Annotated in this window: 23 protein-coding genes; 10 read left to right on the forward strand and 13 right to left on the reverse strand. The window is 47.1% G+C overall.

The window, feature by feature from the left end; all coding sequences use genetic code 11:
- Positions 1-24: 24 nt before the first annotated feature.
- Both JHL22_RS14430 and paaN read right to left on the reverse strand, forming a co-directional pair.
- The gene (locus JHL22_RS14430; RefSeq protein ID WP_200238994.1) at positions 25-1182 is read right to left on the reverse strand and encodes an ABC transporter substrate-binding protein; all 1158 of its coding nucleotides are present in this window, start codon (positions 1180-1182) and stop codon (positions 25-27) included.
- Between the two features lie 85 nt (positions 1183-1267).
- Positions 1268-2926, reverse strand: a complete 1659-nt coding sequence (paaN, locus tag JHL22_RS14435; protein WP_200238998.1) for a phenylacetic acid degradation protein PaaN — start codon at positions 2924-2926, stop codon at positions 1268-1270.
- Positions 2927-3068: 142 nt separating this feature from the next.
- Between paaN and paaG the strand changes: the two genes are divergently transcribed.
- The 4 genes from paaG (at position 3069) to JHL22_RS14455 (ending at position 6385) form a co-directional block, all read left to right on the forward strand.
- A complete protein-coding gene (gene paaG / locus JHL22_RS14440; RefSeq protein WP_200239001.1) occupies positions 3069-3869 on the forward strand; it encodes a 2-(1,2-epoxy-1,2-dihydrophenyl)acetyl-CoA isomerase PaaG in 801 nt (266 codons plus the stop codon).
- Positions 3870-3871: 2 nt separating this feature from the next.
- Positions 3872-4318: a hydroxyphenylacetyl-CoA thioesterase PaaI gene (paaI, locus tag JHL22_RS14445; protein ID WP_200239004.1), complete on the forward strand. Its 447-nt coding sequence runs from the start codon at positions 3872-3874 to the stop codon at positions 4316-4318.
- Positions 4319-4371: 53 nt separating this feature from the next.
- Positions 4372-5685, forward strand: a complete 1314-nt coding sequence (gene paaK, locus JHL22_RS14450) for a phenylacetate--CoA ligase PaaK (RefSeq protein ID WP_200239007.1) — start codon at positions 4372-4374, stop codon at positions 5683-5685.
- A 97-nt stretch (positions 5686-5782) separates the two neighbouring features.
- The gene (locus JHL22_RS14455; protein WP_200239010.1) at positions 5783-6385 is read left to right on the forward strand and encodes a TetR/AcrR family transcriptional regulator; all 603 of its coding nucleotides are present in this window, start codon (positions 5783-5785) and stop codon (positions 6383-6385) included.
- A gap of 273 nt (positions 6386-6658) precedes the next feature.
- Here the strand turns inward: JHL22_RS14455 and JHL22_RS14460 are convergent, their stop codons facing one another.
- The 3 genes from JHL22_RS14460 to JHL22_RS14470 form a co-directional block, all read right to left on the reverse strand.
- On the reverse strand, positions 6659-7636 hold the full coding sequence (locus JHL22_RS14460; protein WP_200239013.1) for a Bug family tripartite tricarboxylate transporter substrate binding protein: 978 nt from the start codon (positions 7634-7636) through the stop codon (positions 6659-6661).
- A 61-nt stretch (positions 7637-7697) separates the two neighbouring features.
- Entirely contained in the window at positions 7698-9212 is a 1515-nt protein-coding gene (locus JHL22_RS14465) for an AMP-binding protein (protein ID WP_200239016.1), read from the reverse strand.
- Between the two features lie 11 nt (positions 9213-9223).
- On the reverse strand, positions 9224-10090 hold the full coding sequence (locus tag JHL22_RS14470; protein ID WP_200239063.1) for an SDR family oxidoreductase: 867 nt from the start codon (positions 10088-10090) through the stop codon (positions 9224-9226).
- Between the two features lie 127 nt (positions 10091-10217).
- Between JHL22_RS14470 and JHL22_RS14475 the strand changes: the two genes are divergently transcribed.
- Both JHL22_RS14475 and JHL22_RS14480 read left to right on the forward strand, forming a co-directional pair.
- Complete coding sequence (locus JHL22_RS14475) at positions 10218-11141, forward strand: LysR family transcriptional regulator (RefSeq protein WP_200239019.1); 924 nt, start codon at positions 10218-10220, stop codon at positions 11139-11141.
- A 114-nt stretch (positions 11142-11255) separates the two neighbouring features.
- Positions 11256-11486 carry a hexameric tyrosine-coordinated heme protein gene (locus JHL22_RS14480; protein ID WP_200239022.1) on the forward strand — a complete coding sequence of 77 codons (231 nt, stop codon included), beginning with the start codon at positions 11256-11258 and terminating at the stop codon, positions 11484-11486.
- 132 nt (positions 11487-11618) lie between these two features.
- On the opposite strand, the gene JHL22_RS14485 is transcribed toward JHL22_RS14480, so the two are convergent.
- The 4 genes from JHL22_RS14485 to JHL22_RS14500 are packed head-to-tail and all read right to left on the reverse strand — an operon-like array spanning position 11619 to position 15183.
- Positions 11619-12719, reverse strand: coding sequence for a maleylacetate reductase (locus JHL22_RS14485; protein ID WP_329610674.1), 1101 nt, complete (start codon positions 12717-12719; stop codon positions 11619-11621).
- Positions 12719-13693: a Bug family tripartite tricarboxylate transporter substrate binding protein gene (locus JHL22_RS14490; RefSeq protein ID WP_200239029.1), complete on the reverse strand. Its 975-nt coding sequence runs from the start codon at positions 13691-13693 to the stop codon at positions 12719-12721. The genes JHL22_RS14485 and JHL22_RS14490 overlap by 1 nt, the downstream gene beginning before the upstream one ends.
- A 36-nt stretch (positions 13694-13729) precedes the next feature.
- Complete coding sequence (locus JHL22_RS14495) at positions 13730-14305, reverse strand: VOC family protein (protein ID WP_200239033.1); 576 nt, start codon at positions 14303-14305, stop codon at positions 13730-13732.
- On the reverse strand, positions 14302-15183 hold the full coding sequence (locus JHL22_RS14500) for an alpha/beta fold hydrolase (protein ID WP_200239036.1): 882 nt from the start codon (positions 15181-15183) through the stop codon (positions 14302-14304). Before JHL22_RS14500 ends, JHL22_RS14495 begins: the two co-directional genes overlap by 4 nt.
- A 158-nt stretch (positions 15184-15341) precedes the next feature.
- Between JHL22_RS14500 and JHL22_RS14505 the strand changes: the two genes are divergently transcribed.
- Positions 15342-16244, forward strand: coding sequence for a LysR family transcriptional regulator (locus tag JHL22_RS14505; RefSeq protein WP_200239038.1), 903 nt, complete (start codon positions 15342-15344; stop codon positions 16242-16244).
- A gap of 199 nt (positions 16245-16443) precedes the next feature.
- Here the strand turns inward: JHL22_RS14505 and JHL22_RS14510 are convergent, their stop codons facing one another.
- Positions 16444-17469: a bile acid:sodium symporter family protein gene (locus tag JHL22_RS14510; RefSeq protein ID WP_200239040.1), complete on the reverse strand. Its 1026-nt coding sequence runs from the start codon at positions 17467-17469 to the stop codon at positions 16444-16446.
- Positions 17470-17557: 88 nt separating this feature from the next.
- On the reverse strand, positions 17558-18310 hold the full coding sequence (gene nagB, locus JHL22_RS14515) for a glucosamine-6-phosphate deaminase (protein ID WP_200239043.1): 753 nt from the start codon (positions 18308-18310) through the stop codon (positions 17558-17560).
- Positions 18311-18821: 511 nt separating this feature from the next.
- Here nagB and JHL22_RS14520 point away from each other — a divergent pair.
- Complete coding sequence (locus JHL22_RS14520) at positions 18822-19265, forward strand: H-NS histone family protein (RefSeq protein ID WP_200239046.1); 444 nt, start codon at positions 18822-18824, stop codon at positions 19263-19265.
- 224 nt (positions 19266-19489) lie between these two features.
- A complete protein-coding gene (locus tag JHL22_RS14525) occupies positions 19490-19759 on the forward strand; it encodes a hypothetical protein (protein WP_200239049.1) in 270 nt (89 codons plus the stop codon).
- 13 nt (positions 19760-19772) lie between these two features.
- Here JHL22_RS14525 and JHL22_RS14530 read toward each other — a convergent pair whose 3' ends face one another.
- Both JHL22_RS14530 and JHL22_RS14535 read right to left on the reverse strand, forming a co-directional pair.
- Positions 19773-20897, reverse strand: coding sequence for a CaiB/BaiF CoA transferase family protein (locus JHL22_RS14530; RefSeq protein WP_200239052.1), 1125 nt, complete (start codon positions 20895-20897; stop codon positions 19773-19775).
- A 133-nt stretch (positions 20898-21030) separates the two neighbouring features.
- The gene (locus tag JHL22_RS14535; RefSeq protein ID WP_200239057.1) at positions 21031-22704 is read right to left on the reverse strand and encodes an acyl-CoA dehydrogenase family protein; all 1674 of its coding nucleotides are present in this window, start codon (positions 22702-22704) and stop codon (positions 21031-21033) included.
- Positions 22705-22818: 114 nt separating this feature from the next.
- Here JHL22_RS14535 and JHL22_RS14540 point away from each other — a divergent pair, with 114 nt between their 5' ends.
- The gene (locus JHL22_RS14540; protein ID WP_200239060.1) at positions 22819-23706 is read left to right on the forward strand and encodes a LysR family transcriptional regulator; all 888 of its coding nucleotides are present in this window, start codon (positions 22819-22821) and stop codon (positions 23704-23706) included.
- The last annotated feature ends 280 nt before the right edge of the window (positions 23707-23986 follow it).

The following is a 23986-nucleotide window of genomic DNA, read 5'->3' on the forward strand; positions in this document are numbered from 1 at the left end:
CATGCGCCTCCACAAAAAATGGCGTTACTCGATGAGCTTCCAGTTACCGTCCTGGATTTCCAGCATCCGGAAAGCACTCAGATCCAAACCCAGATGATCTTTGGCCGACATGGTATAAGTACCGGTAGTACCCACCAGGCCCTTTGTGTTTTCCAACGCATCCCGAATGGCAGCAGGCTCTGGCTTTCCGGCTCGCTCTATGGCATCCACAACCAGATACAAGGCATCATGCGCATATCCGCCAAACGTGGAAACCGGCTTGCCAGCCATGCTTTCATATTGTTGTTTATAGCGCAACGCCACTTCCCGCTGCGGGTCATCTTCTGCCAGCAACTCGGCAACCAACAAGGGGGTTCCCGGCAAACGCACGCCCTCCGCCTCTTTGGTGCCCGCCAGTTTAATAAAGGCATCCGATGCCACCCCATGCGACTGGTACAACGGCAAATCAATGGCCAGCTGCGCATAATTCCGGGTAATAATGGCAGGCCCCGACCCCAGTCCCAGGCTAAGAATGGTTTGAACCCCCTTTTTATTACGCAAGTTGGTCAATTGGGGGGTCATGTCTGCATCAGTGGGGCCAAAGACTTCATCGCCCACTACGGCAATTCCATAATCACCCACGATATCCAGACACTGCTTGCGCATGGAGGCACCAAAACTATCTGAACCCGATATCAGGCCCACTTTTAACAGTTCCCGCTTTTTCATATCTTCAAAAATCTTGGCGCAGGCCATGCGGTCTGTATGCGGCGTCTTGAAGGTATGGGAGCGTACCGGCTGGATAACTTCAATGGCACCGGCAAGAGAAACAAAAGGTATCCCCTCTTCCTGTACGGTGGGCATAATAGCCATTGTTGCACCGGTTGTGGTGCCTCCTATAATGGCAACCACTTCGTCGTCTTCTATCAGGCGGGTGGCAAAGGTACGCGCTTTATTGGCATCTCCGGCATCATCATAAGCAACCAGTTTAAGCTGCTTGCCCAGCACACCGCCTTTGGCATTAATGTCATCCACCAGCATTTTCAGGGTTTGCGCTTCGGGTTCTCCCAGATAAGAAGCAAACCCCGTCGCTGAAACCGTGGAACCAATACGGATTTCTGCCTGTACGCCTGTTGCAAAACATAAAGCGGCAAGCAAGCCTGCCCATTTACGTCCAGTTTTTCCTGTTTTGTTATGACTCATTTTTTGTCTCCTGTTTATTTTCAGACATTTAAATATTTTCCGGCTTGTGCTTAAGTGGCACTTGCCGGAAACAAATACAGCTTAATTATTTTTTAAGGCGACGCCACATCGCCACTCTGAACCGGTTAGCCACAAACGCCGAGTCAGCAAAGCAGCAATTGCCTGCCGGATTGGCACCCGTACCATGAAAGTCACTGAAAGCGGCACTTTGATTAACAAAAATCCCACCCACCAAATTAACGGACAGGTTCACACCCGCTTGGGCAAACGCATCAACCGCCTGGGCCAGACGCTTTTCATCGGTTTCATAAATAGCCCCTGTAATCGCCCCTTTAGTACGTGCCAGCTGCGTGGCACGACGTATGCCCTCTTCCACATCGTCCACGGCAATCACAAAAGAAACTGGGCCAAAGCATTCGGCACCGTAAATATTTTCATCACTGGCATCCAATGCCTGAATCAAGGGTGTTGCCGTACGTACCTGTTCCATGCCAGGCAAGGCCGCTGAATCGCGGATCAGGCGTCCGGCTCCACGCATGGCTGCAACACGTTCCAGCGTAGCCTCGTTAGCAATAGCCCCCGTAACCATGACTGCCCGCACAGGATCAGCCAGCAAGGCATCCACCGCATTGGATATACCGGCCGTCACTTCATCAAACGTCTTGCGTTCACCGTTAACCAAAACACCGTCACGCGGCACAAACAGGTTTTGCGGTGTGGTACACATTTGTCCGCTATACAGCGTCAGGGAAAAAGCGATGTTCTGGCACATGGCTTCAAAGTCATCGGTTGAACCCAGCACAATACTGTTCACACCGGCCTCTTCGGTATACACCAGCGGAGTAGCCGCCTGCGTACGCAGCCACTGCCCAAAAGCGGTTGCACCCGTGTAGTCAATCAGCGCCACGTCAGGGTGCAAGGCCAGTTGCTTGGCCATGCCCATGCCGTCATCTTCAGCAGCCAATAACACGACATCTGCGGGCAAGCCCTGTTCAGACAACACTTCGCGGGCTACCCGTACCGTGATGGCCATAGGCAGGATGGCTGATGGGTGCGGCTTGGCAATAACCGTATTGCCGGTCACCAGATTGGCAAAAAATGCCGAATAGCTATTCCAGGTTGGAAATGTCTGGCAGCCAATTAGCACCGAGACACCGCGTGGAATAATGCGCCAATGCTTTTCCAGAACCAGATCACCTGCCCTGCCCTGTGGCTTGACCCAGTCGGTCTGTCCGGGAATCTGACTCATTTCCGCCCAGGCGTAAGCCAATGCTTCCAGAGCCCTGTCTTGTGCATTCGGCCCACCCGCCTGAAAGGCCATTGGGAAAGCCTGTCCGGAAGTATGCATAACGGCATTGGCTATTTCAAAGCTCATGCTATTAAGACGCGCAAGAATTTCCAGACAAATCCCCATGCGCACGTCCAGGGGCGTATTGGCCCAGACTTTACCGGCCTCCTGTGACTGCTTCAGCAACGTTTCTGCACTGGCAACCGGATAGCGTATGCCCAATGCCACACCATAAGGGGATTGTTCATTTCCGGCCCGGCCCTGTTCGGGATAACCGGGCAAGCTGAAATCTTTGTTCAAGAGGGCATCATAGGCCTGCTGCCCCTCTTCTTTGGCTTGTTCCCCATAAAAACGGGTACTGGGCATTTCCGGATAAGCAGACCAGAACCCGCGATGCCTAATAACCTCAAGCGCTGTTTCCAGCGTAGAACGATGCTTTTCAAATAAACTGGACATTCCTGATTTTCCTGTATGAAATTATTTTCAATACATTATTGACCAACCGGCCGGTTTATGCAATAGTGTCGAACATTAATTGCAAAAAAAATCCGGGAAAACAAAAAATCCCAAATAAATAAACCTTAGTAAAGGAGACAACATGGCACTTCAGTCACATGAAAGTGTTGCAATAAAGCTTGAAGAAAATGTATTGCATCTCACCCTGAACCGTCCCGATAAATTAAATTCGTTTAATGTCGATATGCACCTGGCATTCCGTGCAGCATTAACGCAGGCAGCACAAGACCCTGCCGTTCGGGCCATCTTGCTAACGGGTGCTGGCCGGGGGTTTTGTGCCGGCCAGGATCTGGCTGAACAAGACCCCGCTGCCAGCAATACCACGCCAGATCTGGGTGAAACCATTGAACAGTATTACAACCCCCTGATCCGTCAAATACGTGCTTTGTCCAAGCCGGTTATCTGCGCTGTCAACGGGGTGGCGGCTGGCGCTGGCGCCAACCTGGCATTGGCTTGCGATATTGTGCTGGCAGCCCGTTCCGCCCGTTTCATCCAGGCCTTTACCAAAATTGGCCTGGTTCCAGACTCAGGCGGCACCTGGCTGCTTCCCCATTTATTGGGTGAAGCCCGTGCCAAAGCGCTGGCATTGACGGCAGCCCCCCTTGAGGCGAGCACTGCGGCCAACTGGGGATTGATTTGGCAGGTCCTTGAAGATGATCAATTACAAGCCAGAGCCACTGAACTTGCCCGCCAACTGGCTCAAGGCCCTACTTTCGGGCAAGGGCTAATCAAACAAGCGATCCAGACCGCCTCAGTCAATACATTAGATCAACAACTTGACCTGGAACGCGACCTGCAACGCCAGGCCGGATGCAGCGAAGATTATGCCGAGGGTGTCAGTGCTTTTCTGGAAAAACGTCCTGCCGTTTTCAAAGGAAAATAAACATGTCCGATCACACCCTTTCCCCCACCCTTGCCCAGGACTGCGCCAACGCCATGTGGCAAGACGATCTTGCCACCCAGCATTTAGGCATGCAGCTGCTTGACGTTGAAGCCGGCAAAGCCAGCATGCGCATGCGCATCAAGTCCCACATGCTTAATGGCCACGGCACATGTCATGGCGGCTATATTTTTACCCTTGCGGATACTTGTTTTGCTTTTGCCTGCAATACTTATAATCAGCGCACCGTTGCCCAGCATTGCTCAATCACCTACCTGGAGCCGGCATTTGAAAGCGACGAATTGACAGCATACGCCCGTGAAATCAGCAAACAGGGACGCAGCGGGCTTTATGACGTCGTTATTCGCAACCAGAACGGCAAACATATCGCAGAATTTCGCGGTCATGCCCGCACGATTAAAGGCACCTTATTGCCCAGTACACAATCTTGACTAATCCATCGTCAAAAAAACGATAAAGAAACATAAAGCTAGAGGAAACAAAAATGGAAAACCTGACCCCCAGAAAAGAAGACCTGGACCCTATCGAAATAGCATCCCGCGATGAGCTGTCCGCCCTGCAATTGCAACGCATGCAATGGACACTTAATCATGCTTATGAAAACTCGCCTTTTTACAAAGCACATTTTGATAAAGCCGGTGTTCATCCATCCGATCTGAAAACCCTGTCAGATCTGGCCAAATTCCCTTTTACCCAAAAAACAGACCTTCGGGATACCTATCCTTTTGGCATGTTTTCCGTACCTCAAAACAAACTCGCACGCATCCACGCCTCTTCCGGCACGACTGGCAAACCGGTGGTTGTGGGTTATACCCATAATGATATTGAGGTTTGGGCAAGCCTGGTAGCCCGCTCCATTCGCGCCGCCGGTGGCCGGCCCGGTGATGTTCTGCATAACGCCTACGGCTATGGCCTGTTTACTGGGGGTCTGGGGGCGCATTATGGTGCCGAGAAACTGGGTTGCACGGTAGTGCCTATTTCCGGTGGCATGACCGAACGCCAGGTATCACTTATTCAAGACTTCAAACCCCGCATCATTATGGTTACGCCGTCATACATGCTTTCCATTCTTGATGAGTTCCATCGTCAGGGGCTGGATCCACGCGAATCATCCTTGGCCATTGGCATTTTTGGCGCAGAACCCTGGACCAATGCCATGCGCCAGGAAATTGAACAGGCCTTTGATATGCATGCTGTTGATATTTACGGCCTGTCTGAAGTCATGGGTCCCGGTGTTGCCAATGAATGCGTGGAAACCAAAGATGGCCTGCATATCTGGGAAGACCATTTTTATCCTGAAATCATTAATCCTGAAACCGGTGAGGTTTTACCCGATGGGGAAGAAGGAGAACTGGTCTTTACGACCCTGACCAAAGAAGGTTTGCCAATTATCCGCTACCGCACCCGCGACCTGACCCGCCTTCTGCCCGGTACGGCACGTACTATGCGCCGTATGGAAAAAATTACCGGTCGCAGTGATGACATGATTATTCTGCGCGGGGTCAATGTCTTTCCTACCCAGATCGAAGAACAGATTCTGAAATGCCATGGCCTGGCTCCCCATTTCCAGATTGAACTGAACAGAAGCAGCTCGCGTATGGATAGCATGACGATCAATGTGGAATGCCAGCCCGGTGCCGAAGATGAAAATGCCCGGAATTTTTCGGCCAAAGAACTGGCGCATCATATAAAAAGCATTGTCGGGATCAGCACAATCGTTAATGTTACGTTGCCCGGCACGCTCTTGCGTTCCGAAGGAAAAGCCAAACGGGTGATAGATAATCGTCCAAAACGCTAAATACTGTTGTTCTGAGTAGGGTCTAGGTATAATCCCCAATCAGAAGTAAGCTAGAATAGCGTTTTTGGTTTTTATTTTTATAGGACAGTCAATCAGTATGGCACGCGCCCGCGCAGCAAATTTCGAGGAAAAACAACTTCACATCCTGGTTAATGCTGCCGCAGTTTTTGCAGAATTGGGCATGGAAAAAGCTTCCATGTCACAAATTGCTGCCCGCAGTAAGGTTTCCAAAGCACTTCTTTACCACTATTACCCCAGTAAAAGTGCGTTGATCTTTGATATTATCCGCTCACATCTGGAAGAGCTGGATCAGGCATTGCAAGCCGTTGCCGATGAGTCGCACAACGACTTGCCTGAACTGCGCCTGCGTAAACTGGTCCGTCAAATACTGGAATGCTACCGTGATGCCGATGACAAGCATATTGTTCAATTAAATTGTCGCGGTTTGCTGGCAGAAGAAGAAACCAACGAAATCAATGAACTGGAAAGGCGCATCGTGATGCGGATTGCCAATACCCTTCACGACATTAACCCCGAGATCAATAATAATCGCCCTTTACTTAAACCGGTAACCATGTCCTTATTTGGTATGCTCAACTGGGTTTACATGTGGTTCAAGCCCAACGGCCCCATCACACGCGAAGAGTATGCCGACGTGGCCACCACGTTAGTGCTGGAAGGCCTGAAAAACATAAAGTAGCCGTTGTTGGAAATGCCAGGCTAAATGATAGTCTCCCAATAATTTGGCTATCGGTAAAGGGTAAGGTCTTCATGCTACCCCCCTGATTCCATGAAGAGAAAACCCTACCTTTAAATACGTTTATTTTCCGGGAAAACTACCCGTCAAGGACTGGAAACAGGTTATGACTCAATTTACTATCCTCTATGAAGATCGTTTTATTAAACTTATCGTGTAATTCTTCAATCACCTTGAACACGAAACTTCTAATGCCCCCTCGTCTTTTTGCTCTGTTTAATCCAAGAAAATCTGGTTTTTATCAATAACTGTTTTCCAGCGTTTTCTATCTTCATCTGTGAACAAGGCAATTTCCTCGCTGGTACGCGGAACCTGGATGTAAAGACCCAAAGCCTCAAATTTCTTCTGGAACTCCTCATTCTGCAAAGTATTATTAATGGCAGTTTGCAAAGTATTTATTGTCTCTTTGGACGTGCCTTTAGGAGCCGCAATACCAAACCAGGTTGATGCCTGGTAATCCGGGTTACCAAGTTCGGCAACAGTGGGGATGTCTGGCAGTACATCCAGCCTTTTTGCGGTTGTTACCGCCAAGGCATTAACACGTTTATCTTTAATTAATGGCAAGGAAGTACTTATGCCATCAACCATCAACTGGGTATCGTTGGCCATGATAGAAGTCAATGCGGGTGAGCTGCCATTGAATGGGACATGGACTACCTCAATATCATATTTGCTCAAAAGCAACTCGGTAGCCAGTTGTAAGGGATTGCCCGTTCCGATTGATGCATAGTTCAATTTGGCTGGGTCTTTTCTGGCAGCCTCAACAAACTCGTTTAATGTTTTCAAGCCAGTTTTTTCATTGGTAATGACAACCAATGGCATTTCCGCAACGATGGCGATCAATTCAAAATCACGCTGTGGGTCATACGGCATATTTTTGTACAGCATGGAGTTCAACACCATACTTGAATTACTGGCCATGAAAAGCGTGTAACCATCTGCCTTTGAACGGGCAACAAATGAGGCCCCTATGCGAGTGCTGGCACCTGGCTTGTTATCCACCACAACGGACTGGTTTAAATATTTGCCTACACTTTCTGCCAAAGCTCTTGCTAGCTGATCTGCCGCACCTGCTGGTGTATAGGGAACCACCAATTTTACGGGCATTTCGGGGTAAGCCGCATGTACGGTACCAATGCTGCCAATACACAAGCCTAAAGCCAACATCATTTTTTTGGTGAATGTCATCATCATGAATATATCTCCTAATCTAATAATATTTTTTAACTTTCCTAACAGCCTTATTTATTTCAATTTAAACTTTTCTGGCTTTCCCCTCCCAAAACTTATCACGCAGAAAACGCTTGTAAATTTTTCCATTATCATCCCGGGGCAAATCATGCTTGATAAGCAACTGTTTGGGGATTTTATATTTGGCCAGCCGTTGTTTAAGCCATTCACGCAAGTCTTCCACCTGTAAACCCGTATTTTCATAAGGTTGTATATAAGCAAGCAAAGTTTCACCAAACTCATCATCCGGAATACCCAATACAGCGCAATCAGCCACACCAGAATATTGCAGAATTTGATGTTCTATTTCTGCGGGATATATATTCACGCCCCCAGATATCACCAAATCCGAATTCCGGTCACACACAAATAAATAACCATCATTGTCAAGGTAGCCAATATCACCAAGATTAATCAAACCATCCCTTTCGACTTGCTGTCTGGCTTCGGGATTGTTTCGATAATAAAAATCGGTATAGGAATATTGACGAACATGAATATGCCCCACCTCGCCTCTTGTACACTCCTGACCTGCCTCATCGTAAATTTTGACCACCGCCTGCCCTACCGGCAAGCCGGCTGTACCGGGTTTATTTAAAGCCTGAATAGAATCAACAAGGGTAATCAACCCCGCTTCGCTAGAGGCATAGGTTTCATAAACAACGGGGCCAAACCATTCAATCATTGCCCGTTTAACTTCCGGAGCGCACGGTGCCCCTGTTGAAGCAATAAACCGTACAGATGAAATATCGTATTGTTTACGCACACTTTCATCCAGCTTCAACAGTCTGACATACATGATGGGAACCAGATAAACAACTTCTATCCTGTATTTTTCAATGAGTTTTAACAGTTCAACCGGATCAAATTTTTCAGTCAACACAAACACATCACACACTTGCAGTGCAATTTGTGCAAAAAGGCTGGGTGCACTGTGATACAACGGGGCAGGCAACAAGGCACGGCATCCCTGCTCAAGACCCAATGTCTGTTTCACGATGACTTGCAATTCTTTTTGCTTCGCATCCATCTCTTCTTTTTTGAACGGGATGCGTACGACGCCTTTAGGCTTGCCGGTTGTGCCCGAGGTATAAGCCATATGACCCCGTGGGCTCTTTGAATAAACGGCACGTTCCTTGAAGCTGTCACGCCATGACTCATAGTGGAGCAAAGTATCCTTGGCGTCATGTCTGGTATTAATAGGCTCACCAACGATAATCACCGGCATTTCTGGCGGAACCACTTTTTTTACATTACCCCAAAACTCAGACTGGATAATAAGCGCATGGGCCCCACTGTCATGCAAAATATGTTTCACCTCTTCAACAGTAAAATGCCAGTTTATTGGGCAATAATACGTACCTATCTGTCTGCTGGCATTAATGACTTCCAGATATTCCTGAGAGTTCCTGAGCATGACGGCAATAACATTACCTTCCTCAATCTGCAAAGAGTCAAACCCTGACGCCAGCTTTCTAGCATTCACATTGACATCATCAATAGCAACTTCTTTAGTTCCGATAACGATCAATCCTGTCATGTCTTTCTGCCTCACTTCGCACCTTTGGTTTTTGCCTTGATAACTTCACGGGCTTTTTCCCAGTCTTCTTTGCTCCATTCAAAGTACTGTTTGAAGTACGCACCATTGGCCAACCAATCACCACCATCCAGGGCAATAGTTTGCCCATTGATCCAGCTATTTTGAGGGCATAGTAAAAAAGCAGCCAATTGGGCAAGATCATTCATCTGACCAAGTCGCTGCATGGGATTTTGTTTAACCAGATTCTCGGTATTATCATCAACAGGGCGCAAGCGTGCAGAAGCGCCTTCGGTAGGAATAACACCCGGTGCAATGGCATTAAAACGAATACCATGCCTGCCCCACTCAATGGCCAAAGACTTTGTCATGGTATCTACCGCTGATTTGGACATGGCCGAAGGCACAACAAAAGGTGATCCAGTCCAGACCCATGTCACAACAATAGAAAGAACAGACCCGGGACGCTTACTTTCAATCCAGCGTTTGCCTACTGCTTGAGTAACATAAAATGTTCCGTTAAGCACGGTTTCTGTAATGGCCTTGAAACCGTTAATCGTAAGGTCTTCGGTTGGACAGATAAAATTGCCTGCCGCATTATTGATTAACGCATCAACACCGCCATGCTCATCCCAAATTTTCTGAACCAATGCCTCTACCATGTCCGCATCGCGAATATCCAGGGAGTGGGCAAATATGTCGGTATCCGGGTATTTTTCCTTAAGGCTGTGAGCAGCTTGCTCAATAACTTCCTGTCTTCGACCACATAAATGCAGCGTGGCCCCTAGGCTGGCCAGCCTGTCAGCCATGCCAAAGCCCAAACCGGTGCCGCCACCGGTAATCAAGACACTTTGATTTTTAAATAATTGAGGTGAAAAAATTTCATTTTGCATTGTATTGTCTCCTGTCAGATCAGTGTATCAGCAGGCCAATATGGAAACAATGCAACTAAACAGGTAATATATGTTTCGTACAGGGAAACAATAGACCGATTAAAAGGCATCAAATATGTTCAACATCCAGAATTTTGATATGAATCTGGTACGGCTTTTCGTTACCATCATAGATACCGGTACGCTTAGTGAGGCAGCCACACGCCACGGGATCACCAAATCCCAGGTTAGCAAAAACCTTAAAAAACTGGAGACGCTATTAAACACACAGCTTATCAGACGTTCCACGCGACGGCTTGAATTAACCCAGCAAGGTGAAGTGCTGTATGAGCATGGCATTAGCATGCTCAGGGAAATAGAAATGGCCCAACAGGAAATCCAACGTCTGGGGGCCGAACCCATGGGCAATGTCCGCTTAAGCGTTCCAACCGGTTTGGGGGAGTTGATTTTGCAACCCATGCTCATTGAATTCAAAAAAAAGTATCCGCAATTGAATTTGCAGATTCTGTTTTCGAATCGGGTCACTGATTTGATAGAATCGCAAATTGATGTCGCTGTCCGGGTCATCTCCACACCGCCCAAAGACTATGTTGCCAAAAAAATCAGTGATATTACATGGCGACTTTGTGCATCACCTTATTATTTAAGGAAAAACAAGGTTAATACAACGCATATTGAAAAATTTTCCAATCTTGATTATTTATGCCCTTCCAACAACAAGGCCTATGAAACACTTACCTTGATCTCCAATGAGGAAACATTCAAAATAAAAATGAATCCAAAGCTACAATCAGAAAATTTCAGATTTCTGCTTGAAGCGGCAAGAAATGATCTAGGCGTCACGCTTCTTCCCAGTTATATTATTGAACAGGATATCGTCAAGGGAACGCTTAAAACCCTTATCCCCGACATGAATATTGTGGCATTCGATTCCGCGCTTTATATTCTCACCACCCCAAAACCGCACTTGTCTTCGGCGGCCATAAAAACCTTGACGCAATTTTTACAGGAACAATTAAGTTTTTTATTTATGCATTAAGTATGTGTCAACCAGTCTTCCACTTCCAAACGTCAATTGCCACCCATTCCTCCAGTTGTGGATTCGTGCTAACCTCTACCTGTAGTAACCGGTTTCTTGAAAGGAGAACACAATATGTCTGATCAATGGCTTTCAACACTTATTACCGCTACACCACAGGAAGGATTCGAACTGGCCATCACGCTAAGCCGACGCGGTGTGAAATATACCCAACCCGACCCGGATACACTTAAAAAATTACGCCCCGAATATGCCAATAATGTAGAAGACCTGATCGCTTCATCACAGGTTATTGCGATTAATTTTCAAACGGTGGCGGCGGCAAACAATTATTGGCGAAAATAATTGTTTGCTTCTTAAATTCGTAATACAAACCCGTAACCGAATGGCTATATTCACATTGCTTGCCATAGTACGAAGATACTGACGAACATTCGGTTACGCTGTTTTTACACTACAACAGCCAACCAAGGTACTTTATATACCCCGCTCAGGAGGCAATCCCTCATAGGCATTTTGAAGTAATTGCCGCAGTGGTTTCTGTTCGATTTTCCTGGGGTTTGGGTACTCCTTCTGCATTGCCAACTCACAGGCAAGATCCAGGTCTTTTTCATGCATGCCCAGTTCTTTCAAAGCAACACTTGCACCATGCCTTGCGGAAAACTCAAACATGGTCTGCGCAAGATCGGCAACCTCTAAAGCCTTGTTCAATTTCTGCAACTGACCAGAGGTTTCAGATTGATTATATGCAATGGCATGTGGCAGCATTACGGTATGCAACGAGGCATGAGGCAAGTTAAAACTGCCACCCAGCACATGGCACAATTTATGATGCAAGCCCATACTTGTACTGCCCAAAACAGCACCACACATCCAGGCGCCATATAACGCCTGGGATCGTGCATTTACATAAGCTTTAGTGGAAACGGCTCCCTCTGACAAACACTGCTCAATAACCGGAATCGCTTTCATTAATGACAAAACCCCCTGAATGGCAAATGACTCGGTAATTGGGCTACGATCATGGGCATACAGGCTTTCAACCGCATGGGCAATTGCATTGATCCCGCTAACCACTGTCAGATCCAGGGGTAAATTAAGGCTTAGCAAGGGGTCATAAATAACCAGCCCCGGCAACACCACCGGTGATCTTCCGGTTGTTTTGATGTTTGCTTCAGTCAACCCGTAAATTTGCGTCATTTCCGAACCGGCATAGGTAACCGGGATGGCAATAACAGGGACGCCGGTTTTCAAAGCCAGCGCCTTTCCCATCCCAATCGCCGATCCGCCCCCGATAGCAATCACGCAATCCGTATTATGTTCATGGCCAACCTTGATAGCCTGCTCTACATATTCAATGGGCACGTGCATGACAGCTTTATCAAAAACCCGAACATGACAGGCTGATAAAAGCGACATCAATTTTTCTGCATAACCATGGCCTGAACCGCTGGTCACCAGCAAGATCCGCTTATATCCGGCCGTTTTCACTTCTACGGCCAATTCAAGCAAAGAGCTCTCCCCAAAAATTACTTTCTGGGGATACGTCGTATAGGAAAACTGATTCATATTACTCATCAATTAATTTTCAATCCGATTTCTTGAATTAATGATGCATATCGTTTTGCATCATGCTCAATGGTTTTTTTCATGTCTTCAGGAGAACTTTGCAATGTCACCAGTCCTTGGACTGCCAATTTTTCACGGACCTCACTTTGCCTGGCGGCTTCATTGAGTACTGATGACAACTTATTAATCTTCGTTTCATCAGTGCCTTTTCTGACAGATACCCCTATCCAGGTATTGCCGGTAGACAATGGAAAACCCAGTTCATTAAAAACCGGAATATTTTCTACCAACGAAGAACGCTCTTCACTGGTGATGGCCAGTATTTTCAGACGACCCGCCTTATGAGGCTGCACCAGATTAACGATGGGATCAAACCCCATGGGAATATGTCCAGCCATCAAATCCTGGGCCATGGGCGCGCCGCCTTTGTAAGGTGCAAAGTTCAAAGAGACGCCGGCCACTTTTGAAAACACATAAGCCATCATATGACCTTCGCTTCCAATGGCCCCCATGCCACAGATCGCTTTTTCCTGATTTTTCTTTAACCATAAAATCAACTCGGACAAATTATTGGCAGGAACGTCCGGATGCACCGCCAAGGCCCACGGGAACTGGGCAACAAGGCCAACCGGTGCAAAATCCTCTTCAACATTAAATTGCAAATTAGAATATAAGGATTGGGAAATACTGTATACATTTACCGGAGCAAACATGATCGTATTCCCATTCAACCTGGCTTTAGCCAATGAACTGGCGGCAATGTTACCCGCAGCGCCCGCGCGATTTTCAACAACAAAGGTCGCATGTTTTTTCATGGCATTGGCATAAACCCGTGCAGTTGTATCTATAGCTCCTCCCGCCGGAAAACCAACCAGTGTTGAAATAACCTCTTCTGCCCTTACACTTCCAATACCCATTTGTGCGGCTAAAGCTATCGCTCCTAGCGTAAAATTTCTTCTTGAAATACGCATGTTTTCATACATTTATTTGTCTCCTTGTTATTTTTTTATTCTAATTTATTATTGATGTTTTAATGGCATCTGGCTCAACCAATAATCAACCGTCTCCGGATCATCGAACAGGGTTTCAAGCTCTTTTCTGGCTTCTTCTTCTGATTGATAAACAGACTCCACAATTCCCCCGGGCGTTGATAGTCGCGTAGTAGCCAATTCCAGCCGTATACCGTTTGGATCATAAAAATAAGCAGACCAAAAGCGCCCTCCCAAGGCTACAGGGCCAATAACATTAACATTTTGCGCTTTTACGTTTTCAATCAGGTCATCAAACTTCTCGGGTGGAACATAAAAAGCCACGTGTTGCATGCCGCCTGGCAAATCCCGGTTTTGTTTGTCAAGACCTTGCGGATATTCAAAAAACGCCAATAGCTGATCATGTCCCATATCAAAAAAATAATGACGCAAATTATCATACGGTGGCTGCCCCCGGTCCATTTCAAATGGCACTCTGCGTACATGGACCAGCTTCATCTGTAATACTTTGGTGTAAAAACCCATCGTAGCGGGCAAATCATCCGTCACAAAAGCCAGATGATCAATACCCCGTGTAGGTGGCGAATTTTTCAGTATTTGTTTCATTTTGTCTCCAGGGATTGAATAAATGTACTCATGGACTCAAGCGACATCACCGGATTATCACCAATGATATAGTGGCCTGCGTCAATTTCCTGTGCTTGAATTAAAGCGTTGCTATCAAGCATTTTGGGCAGTGTTTCGGCGGCAAATAAATCAGAACGGGTACCTCTTAATAACAAAACCGGCACTTGGATTGCGCGTACCACCTCCCATAAATCGACACCCCGTTTAGGGGCGTTACCCGATTCCAGTTGTTTGATGAATTGTTGTTTAAAAAAACCGGATCGTTTAATGGTTATACGGTCACCTGCTTCTACCGGTTTGGTATAAGCTTTAAAACGTTCAAGTTTGTCTTGCCCATCCGGGGAATCAGGATCTGTCCCAAAATACTTCATGACCTCTTTTAAGTCTACAAAAGCATCCGGCATATTGGCCACTGTTGTGGCAACCCTTTTCGAGCCGGCAGGGGCATTCTCAGGAGACCAGTCAACCAGCACCAAACCTTTTACATATTCAGGATTGTTCCGGGTAAAATAAGATGCACTTCTTGCGCCCATTGAATGAGCAACAAGAATCACTTTTTCCCAACCCAAATGATCCAGTAAATTCTTGATATCCTCCGCCATGGAGGGAATTGAATAATCATCATCGACACTTTCGCTTGAGTCACCAAAGCCACGCATATCCATGGCACATCCCAAACGATCCACACACAGTTCTGAACCGAATTCGAGCCAGTCATATGAAAAATAGGAAAGTCCGTGAATGAATAACACAGGCGTTTTTTCATTGCCATTAATAGTCTGTTCGTTTCCGAACAATCGATAATTCAAGACAATATCCGCTGATTTACATTTGCCATTATCATGATTGATAATCATATGCCTCGCTTCCTTCTGTTAAGTTACCTGATTTGTATGGTCACAATTTTTAAATAAAAATCGTTAAAAACTGATCCACATCAAATTCCATGTAGAGATAGTACTTTTCAGACTACACTCATGTCGATATATACAGACTCATAACAATTATGAATACCATGCATATTGATAAACTTGAATTCACGCAATTGCGACTTTTGGATGCGATTTCAAAAACACGGCGAATTACATTAGCGGCCGATCAGGTCGGAATGACCCAATCTGCCGCCAGTCACTCTTTAGGTCGATTAAGACAAGTATTGCAAGACCCGATTTTTGTCAGGACTTCACAAGGCATGGAACCCACGCCCTATGGAGAAATTTTATGCGTTGCCATCAGCGAAGCACTTCAATTGATTCATACCGGGCTGGAAGGGAAGAAACTTTTTGACCCAAAAACATCTACGCATACTTTCACGATTTATATGAGTGAAGCCGGTCAAATTGAACTGCTACCCGGCTTGCTGGAATATCTACGCCTGAATGCACCAGGCATCACCATTCATGTTGAGCGCTTACCTGAGAAAAACCAAAACCAGGCACTGGAGTCAGGGCATGTTGATACCGCGATTGGCCATATCACCACCATGACTAATGGTTTTTATCAACGGTTGTTATTTCATGAAGAATATGTCTGCATTGCTGACCCGAACAACCCTCTTTTTGAAAATGGCATGACACTGGATGCTTATAAAAAAGCAAAGCATGGTTTGGCAAATTCCAGTGGCATGGCCCATTGGCGTTTGGACCAACACCTGTTACAGCAAAATATTATCCGGCAGAGCAACTTGGTCGTTCCCGAATTTCTTGCACTACCTTTTCTGATTCCGGGCTCTGAACTCGTGGTTACCATGCCCGGCAGAGTGGCCAAAAAATTTGCAAAAATCATTCCATTACGTGTCATGCCCTTACCCGTTAAGATAGACCCCTACGATATTTTGCTTTTTTGGCACGAACGGGTTCATAAAGATCCTGCCAACCAATGGCTCAGAACCGTTTTGGCTACGTTATTCAGGAATTAATAGTTATGTATATCAGGGTACGGATTCCAACCGGTTTTGGTCATTTCAAACAAATACACCTCAACCGCCACCAAACAGCTAATGGATTATCTACAAACCCGTATTCTTGTGCTTGAAAGCGTATGGCAAAGAAAATCCCATTAACGGTTGCCAAACTTATGTTGACAACCAGTGCGCTTTCCAGACCGGTAACTTACACTCACTTGGCTGCCTGCATCGCCTCGTCTTCATCAAACACAGCCACCTCTGTGCGTGTGGCCAGCCTGGCTGCAATAAATGCACAAACCATTAATTGGATCTGATGAAAAATCATCAGGGGCAGCACGATAGCACCCACTGCCTGCCCGGCAAACAGCACCTGCGCCATTGGCAAACCACTGGCCAGACTTTTTTTCGAGCCGCAAAACACCAGGGTAATGCGGTCTTCAAGCGAAAAACCAAACAGTTTGCCAATAAAAGAGGTCAGCAACAGCACAATAGCCAGTAACACGGTGCTAACCAGGATTAGCGACAGCAGGGCAACCGGCGGGGTCTGGCTCCACAAGCCCTCATTGACCGCTGCGGAAAACGCCACATATACCACCAGCAGAATCGAACCCTGATCGACAAACTTCATGATAGAGCCATGGCCACCGATAAAACCAGCGGTGAAGGGACGGCTGAAATGACCCAGTACAAACGGAAGCAAGAGCTGCTGGGTAATTTTCCAGATGGCGTCAAGGGCCTGCTGCGTGTCGTGGGTAGCATTGCTGTCGGCAATCAGCAGATTGACCAGCATAGGTGTGATGAAAATACCTAAAATACTAGACGATGAGGCACTGCAGACTGCTGCGGAAATATTGCCACGTGCAATCGAGGTAAAGGCAATAGCCGATTGTACGGTTGCTGGCAGCACGCACAGATACAAGACACCTTTATACAAATCAGGCGTAAGCATGGGTTCAAGAACGGGCCTGAACACAACCCCCAACAGGGGAAACATAATAAAGGTACAGGAAAAAATAACCAGATGAAGGCGCCAGTGGGTGGCACCGGCAATAATAGCCTGGCGTGACAGACGCGCCCCGTGCAGAAAAAACAGCAGGGCAATGGCCAGGCTGGTTGCCATTTGTGCCACCGGCATGCCCCGCCCATGGGCAGGCAAGACCGTGGCAATAATAACTGCCACAATCAGCAAGAAAGTGAAACGGTCAATTTTAAGGAAACGAAGCAGGGACTGGAACATTTGGTGTACTTACAGTTTAAACTTTAAACAAGAAATGAGCATACCAATTAACACAGAGATATTGTGCCATTGGCCTGCCTTTATTGCATTAAACTACCGCCACATTGCACAAATCGGCAGGCAAGAACTGCGCCGCCAGTTCGTCAAGCAAAACAAGGGCATTGGGGTGAGATTTAATAACAGAGGCCGGCAACTGCTCACTGACGGGGCTTTCATACAGCTCAGCCATGATTTGCGCCTTGTTGGTTCCTGTGGCAATCAAAATGATTTGCTTTGATTCCATGATGTCCTGCAGACCCAGCGTAATGGCCTGAGTAGGCACTTCATCCAGTGAATCAAAAAAACGGCTGTTATCTATCCGGGTTTGTTCAGTCAGGGGCACGACATGGGTACGGCTGGCAAATGAGGTGCCCGGCTCGTTAAATCCGATATGACCATTATTGCCAATACCCAGCAGTTGCAAATCTATATGGCCCGCCTGCTGGATTTGGCGTGAGTATTGCTCACATTGCTGTAACGAATCTGCGCACAAGCCATCTGGCAGGAAAGTGCGATGCTGCACAAAAGCCAGGCGATTGAACAGATGCTGCCGCATATAGTAACGATAGCTTTGAGGGTGATCGCTACCCAATCCGATATACTCATCCAGATTGAAAGTGGTTAACCCCGATACATCTACATTTTGCTGTGCAACCTGCTCACACAGCTTGGCATAAACAGGCTCCATGGTACTGCCTGTAGCCAGGCCCAATACCGCATTATTTTTTTTCTGTATTTGGGCAATAAGCAAGCCACTTACATACTCTGCAATAGCCTGGGGATTGGGAAAAACGTAAAACATAGTCGGTCCGATAGTGATAAATATAAAACGGCACTTACTTTTGATAAACAGGTGGAATTATCCTCCTATTTTTTGATTCATGTTTTGTTTTTGCCCGGTTTTGTAAAATTTGGCCAACAAGCATTGGCAACGTTTTTATCTGCTATCCCTTCTACGCTAAGACCAAACCTTGACTATTAATCATACTGAGACCGGCTTTCAGGATTAACCACTTCGCTTAATAGTCTTTAAACCAATTAATTAGTCGAATAGTAAAACCATTTTTGATTCATTTGTATTTATTAAAAACAAACAATTTGTTATTAATAAATACAAATAAAAATCTATATGTATTGATATAAACAGCCATACGTAAATATAACAATAATATTTTTATAATTACAAGTAGCATATAAAAGCCACTTTATCTATAATTAAGCTCAGCGTTCTGACATGGTTAATAATTTTTCTTATTAACTATCTAACAGAAACCAGTTATTTATCAAAATCAATTTCAAAAGGCTCTAACAATATGTCAAACACCATCGCATTGGAATCCGCAAAAGAAGAACATAAACCGCTAATCGGGTCTGTTAATGAATTAATCAATACACATAACATTACACCTGTCCGATTTCTGGAAGTTCTGGTTTCCAACCTTTCTTCTGCCACCGACATCGTAGAGGTACAAAACCTGCTGGAAAAGCGTATTAATGAAATCCGCACTGAAGAACTGAGCCGCTATATCCAGGAAGGTAAAAAAATGGCTCAGGCACTGGGTATAGACCCCGCCCTTATTGCTGAAGGTTTAACTGGCAAACAAGCCAAAAGCGTAAAACCGGTTAAAGCCAAGTATCGCAGTAAAGATAATCCGGAAGCCACTTGGTCTGGCCGTGGCAAAAGACCGGTGTTTATTACTAACTACCTGGCAGAAAATCCAAACAACCTACTGGAAGATTTGTTAATTAACGACTAACTTCAGTTAATATAGCTTATCTTTAGCACATCTAATAGACGCTACTGTAATCAGGTAGCGTCTATAATAATTATTACAAATGCATGCCATTCCAACAAAAGCCCCATGCAATTTAAATTAGTGATATTATCTGCTCTGCTTTTTTGCATACTGGCATAATTAAAAAACAGTCATTCATGCGCTAAAACGCCTCTACCATTACAACGCTTTAATAAAGATTCCGCATGAAAAAAACCGATTTAGAAAAACAAAAAGCCCTGAAAACAGTAGGAAAAATGAAACAGGAAGGCATTCCCAGCCGTTTTTCCACCGATTCAGGTGTCCAAATTGACCGCCGCGAACAACGCAAGCTTGACCAGGCACAAGGCTTGGTCTCGTTCCCAGTCAAAATAAAACAAACACTTATCGAAGAGATTCGTTCTCAGGCAGTTGCACAAAACATGAGCACTAACGACGTGGTTAACGCCTTGCTGGAAAAAGCCCTGAAAAGCTGAGATTGAACCTGTCTTACATAAGGGGCTTCTGTAACGCGGGCGCCCCTTTTCTGAAACGGGCGGGCGTCCGGGACAGCTTGATGGGGGTGTTAATCCCTTTGTAACCCTCCTGCTCAATAACCATATTTCTGTGTGCTGTATGCGGATGATCCAGCAGCTGGGCCACATTATTAATGGGGGCGGCCGGAACACCAGATGCCAGCAGCGCCTGCGCCAGTTCCTGGGCTTTGTAATCAAGCAAAATCACAGAAAGCACCTCGCGTAATTGCGGCCTGTTTTGCAACCTGTCTGCGTTATTAATGAAACGTGCATCTTCGGCCAGAGCCGGATGATTCAGTTTCTGGCATAACAGGGCAAATTGCCGGTTATTACCCACTGCCAGAAAAATCTCCCCTTCGCCGGTGGCATAAGACTCATAGGGGGCAATATTGGGATGATCATTACCGGTTCTGCCCGGAATATTGCCACTGTTGAAATAATTGGGCGCATGCGGATGCAATAATGAAATAGCACAGTCATACAAAGTGATGTCAAGATGCTGCCCCAGCCCACTGGTATGCCGTTCATTCACCGCCATCAAAATCGCAATCGCGGCATTCAGGCCCGTTACCATATCCACGACCGGCAAACCAACCCTAAGCGGTTCCCCGTTTTTTTCTCCATTCACACTCATCAGGCCACACATGGCCTGGGCACAGGCATCATAGCCCGGCAGTCCTCCCAAAGGACCATCCGCCCCAAAACCACTAATGCAGCAATGGATCAGGGCGGGAAATTCCTGCTGCAAGGTTTGGTAGCCGACTCCCCATTTTTCCAGGGTGCCCGGCTTGAAGTTTTCTATCAGAATATCGGCATCTGCCAGCAGGGTTCTTAAAAATGCCCTGCCTTGTTCCTGGGACAAATCCAGGCTCATGCCCTCTTTATTCCGGTTAACCCCCACAAAATAAGCCGCCGTATCCCCCACAAACGGGGGGCCCCACATCCGTGTTTCATCGCCTGAAGGCGGCTCTATTTTAAGCACATTGGCACCATGGTCTGCCAGAATCTGGGTGCAGTATGGTCCCCCCAGGACTCGCGTCAAGTCTATTACCGTCAGGCCGGTTAACGCGCTATGGGGGGTAGGTAATTGATTATGCATTATTCTTAATCCAGTTGAATTTTAGCGTCAGCATGAACCGTTAGCGGGGCAAGCGCTATCAGGGTTGATGCAATCATTAGCGTTTTAATATGTTTTTTCATTGAATGTCTCCTCAGTGTTCGTTTATGCCGCTTTACAGGGCATAAGCCAGGATTGCCGCGTTTTCTTCACAGAATGATTCTTCCGCAAGCGGATCTTTAGGCGCCAGGCGGTGCAGCAATACCTGGTCCGCCAGCAAATTACGGGATTCCATGCCGGTTTGTTTAGCCTCCCAGCGCATGGCCGCCATTGAAATGACGTTATACAAGGCAGTACCCACCTGCCGTGCTTGTTCAGGCGTGTTGTTACCGGCCGCCCTGGCCGCCAGTGCAAACGCATTTTGTATGCAGCGGGTTTGCAACTCATACAACGACGCCTTGCAGGGCATGCCGTTTTCCAGCAAATATTGGGTATGCCGTTGCAAGGCAGCCAGACCATCACTTTTCTGTATGGCACGTAATACATCCAGGGCCACAATATTACTGGTGCCCTCCCAGATAGAACCCAAATGCGCATCACGCAGCAGGCGCGGTTCTGTCCACTCTTCGATATAACCACAACCACCGCGCACTTCCATTGCGTCTCCAGTCACCGTGCGGGCATCGCGGCAGGCCCTGAATTTAATTAATGGCGTCAGGATCCGTACCAGGCTTTTGCCTTCCTGCTCACCGTTATCAGCGCGTTCCAATGCCTGTGCAGTTTGGAACATGACCGACCGGCCCTGCTCGGCACGCATGATCATTTTCACCAGCTGTCGCTGCATGAGCGGCATTTCGATAATTCTTTTGTCAAACGCGGTTCTGTGCTGGCTAAAATAAATGGCCTCGCTCACTGCCCGGCGCATTAAGCCAGCTGCCCGCATTCCGTTAGACAGGCGGGAATTGTTGATCATATCGGCCATTTGCTGGAATCCCCGGCCACGCTCACCCACCAACCAGGCAAAAGCCCCTTCAAGGCGAATTTCACCACTGGCCATGGAACGGGTACCCAGCTTGTCTTTCAGACGCAACAGGCGGTAGTTGTTTTGTGTGCCATCGGGCTTTATTTTTGGCAGCAGGAACAGGGACACCCCTTTGAGTCCTTCCGCCTCTTCACTGCGGGCAAGTACCATGGCAAAACCGGCATCCGGGTTGGAACAGAACCATTTATCACCCGACAGGCGCCAGCTGCCATCTTCAGCCAGTGTGGCTAGCGTTTGCGTGGCACTCACATCCGAACCAGCGGCCTGCTCCGTCATGAACATGGCACCCTGTTGAAGCTGGTCAAAATCCTGGCTGGCCACCTGCGGCAGTACCTGCTCCACCAATTCGGGGTCACCATATTTTTTCAGGGTACGAGCCAGGGAGTCGGTCATGCTGACCGGGCAGCACAAGCCAAACTCTGCCTGCACAAACAAGTGTGACAGCGCATACTTGGCAGCAGGCGGAAAGGTCTCATTCCAACCCAACACCCCTTTGCGGTGCGACATAGCAGCCAGTCCCAGTTGAGCATAAGCCACTTTTTCCAGCTCAATATAAGCCGGATGTTTATGGATACTATCGCCATCAGTGCCATTACGCTTGCGCACGGTTAACACGGGCGGGTTCTTGTCGGCAATATCCGCCAGCTCATCCAGCGAATCACCAATTTGCTGGCCCAAGCGGTCAAATACGGGTAACAGATGCGCGAACAGGTCTGGCTTCAGGTAGGTACGCAACAGGGATTCTGAATACGGATCCATCCGGAAATAATTGCTGCCACGACTGTCTGGAATATTATTGCCTTGCATGAAATCACCTTTATTGACATGTACTTGAATAGAATCATGCGCTTATGATAAACAAATTGATGTATATTCAAAAATACTGTTTTAATGTAGATCCATACACAGAAAATATAGATAATGGATATTGACCTTCGCCTCCTCCGGTACTTTGTTGCGGTTGCCGAAGAACTGAACTTCAGCAAGGCAGCCGTGCGCCTGAACATATCTCAGCCTCCCCTTAGTTTTGCCATCAAGCAACTGGAACAGGAGCTGGATCTTGTCCTGTTTGAGCGCAACAGCCGGCAAGTGGCCCTGACCAATGCCGGCATCCGCCTATATAAAGAAGCCCTGTTTATTCTGGGCCATGCCAGTTCACTGAAACATACGCTGCATCATGCAGATGCCAGGCCGCATATACGGATAGGCTTTGTGGGCTCCATGATGTATCGCAATCTTGCCGGCTTGCTTGCAGAATTGAAACAGCTCTTTCCCGATATGACATTTAGCCTGACCGAAGCCAATTCCAGTGAAATCATTCACGACACCGACAGGGGAAATATTGATATTGGCTTGACCCATGCCAACCAGCTTCCTGCTGGCATTAAAAGCCGGACGTTAATGATTGAGCCTTTCCTGCTTTGCCTGCACCAAAGCAACCCCCTTGCCACCCAAAAAAGCCTGGATCTGGCAGACTTGCAACACGAAAACTTTATCTTCTTTTCCCGCTCGGTGTCTCCGGCGTATTATGAAATGCTGCTCTCCATGTGCGTCAGTGCCGGGTTCTTCCCCAGGGCCAATGACGAGGCCAGGCACTGGTTAAGTATTACCAGTCTGGTGTCACAAAATCTGGGTGTCTCGATTGTGCCCGCCTGCATGCAACACTGCGGTTTGCCAAACTTACGGTTTATACCCTTCAAACACACTCAGCGGTCAGTCACTGACGTGGTTTGGTCAGCCCGAAAAGATGCCGATATTAAACAGAAAATCGTGGATGTCGCCGCCCGTTTTTATGCCCCTTTTTTATAGTTTTAGGGCATTGGTTTTGAGTTTGGTAAAAGCCGAACTCATACGCCTTTCAGCCAATACCACCCAATCCCAATCCATTCATGCAAGACACTGGCAGAAACCCGCAAGGCATCTGCCCGGGGAATATATTTAAGAAAATTGGGCGGGTAATCACCCCCTGTGTCAGACTAGTTGGAACCTCTACCGATGTTAGAATTTAACTCATCCTAAGATGGGGGCAAAGAAAAGGTTCCTATGAAATACTCACCCGAACGCCGCGAAGCGATACTGGCCAAATTAA

This window comes from Advenella mandrilli (genome assembly GCF_016595155.1).
GTDB lineage: Bacteria > Pseudomonadota > Gammaproteobacteria > Burkholderiales > Burkholderiaceae_B > Advenella > Advenella mandrilli.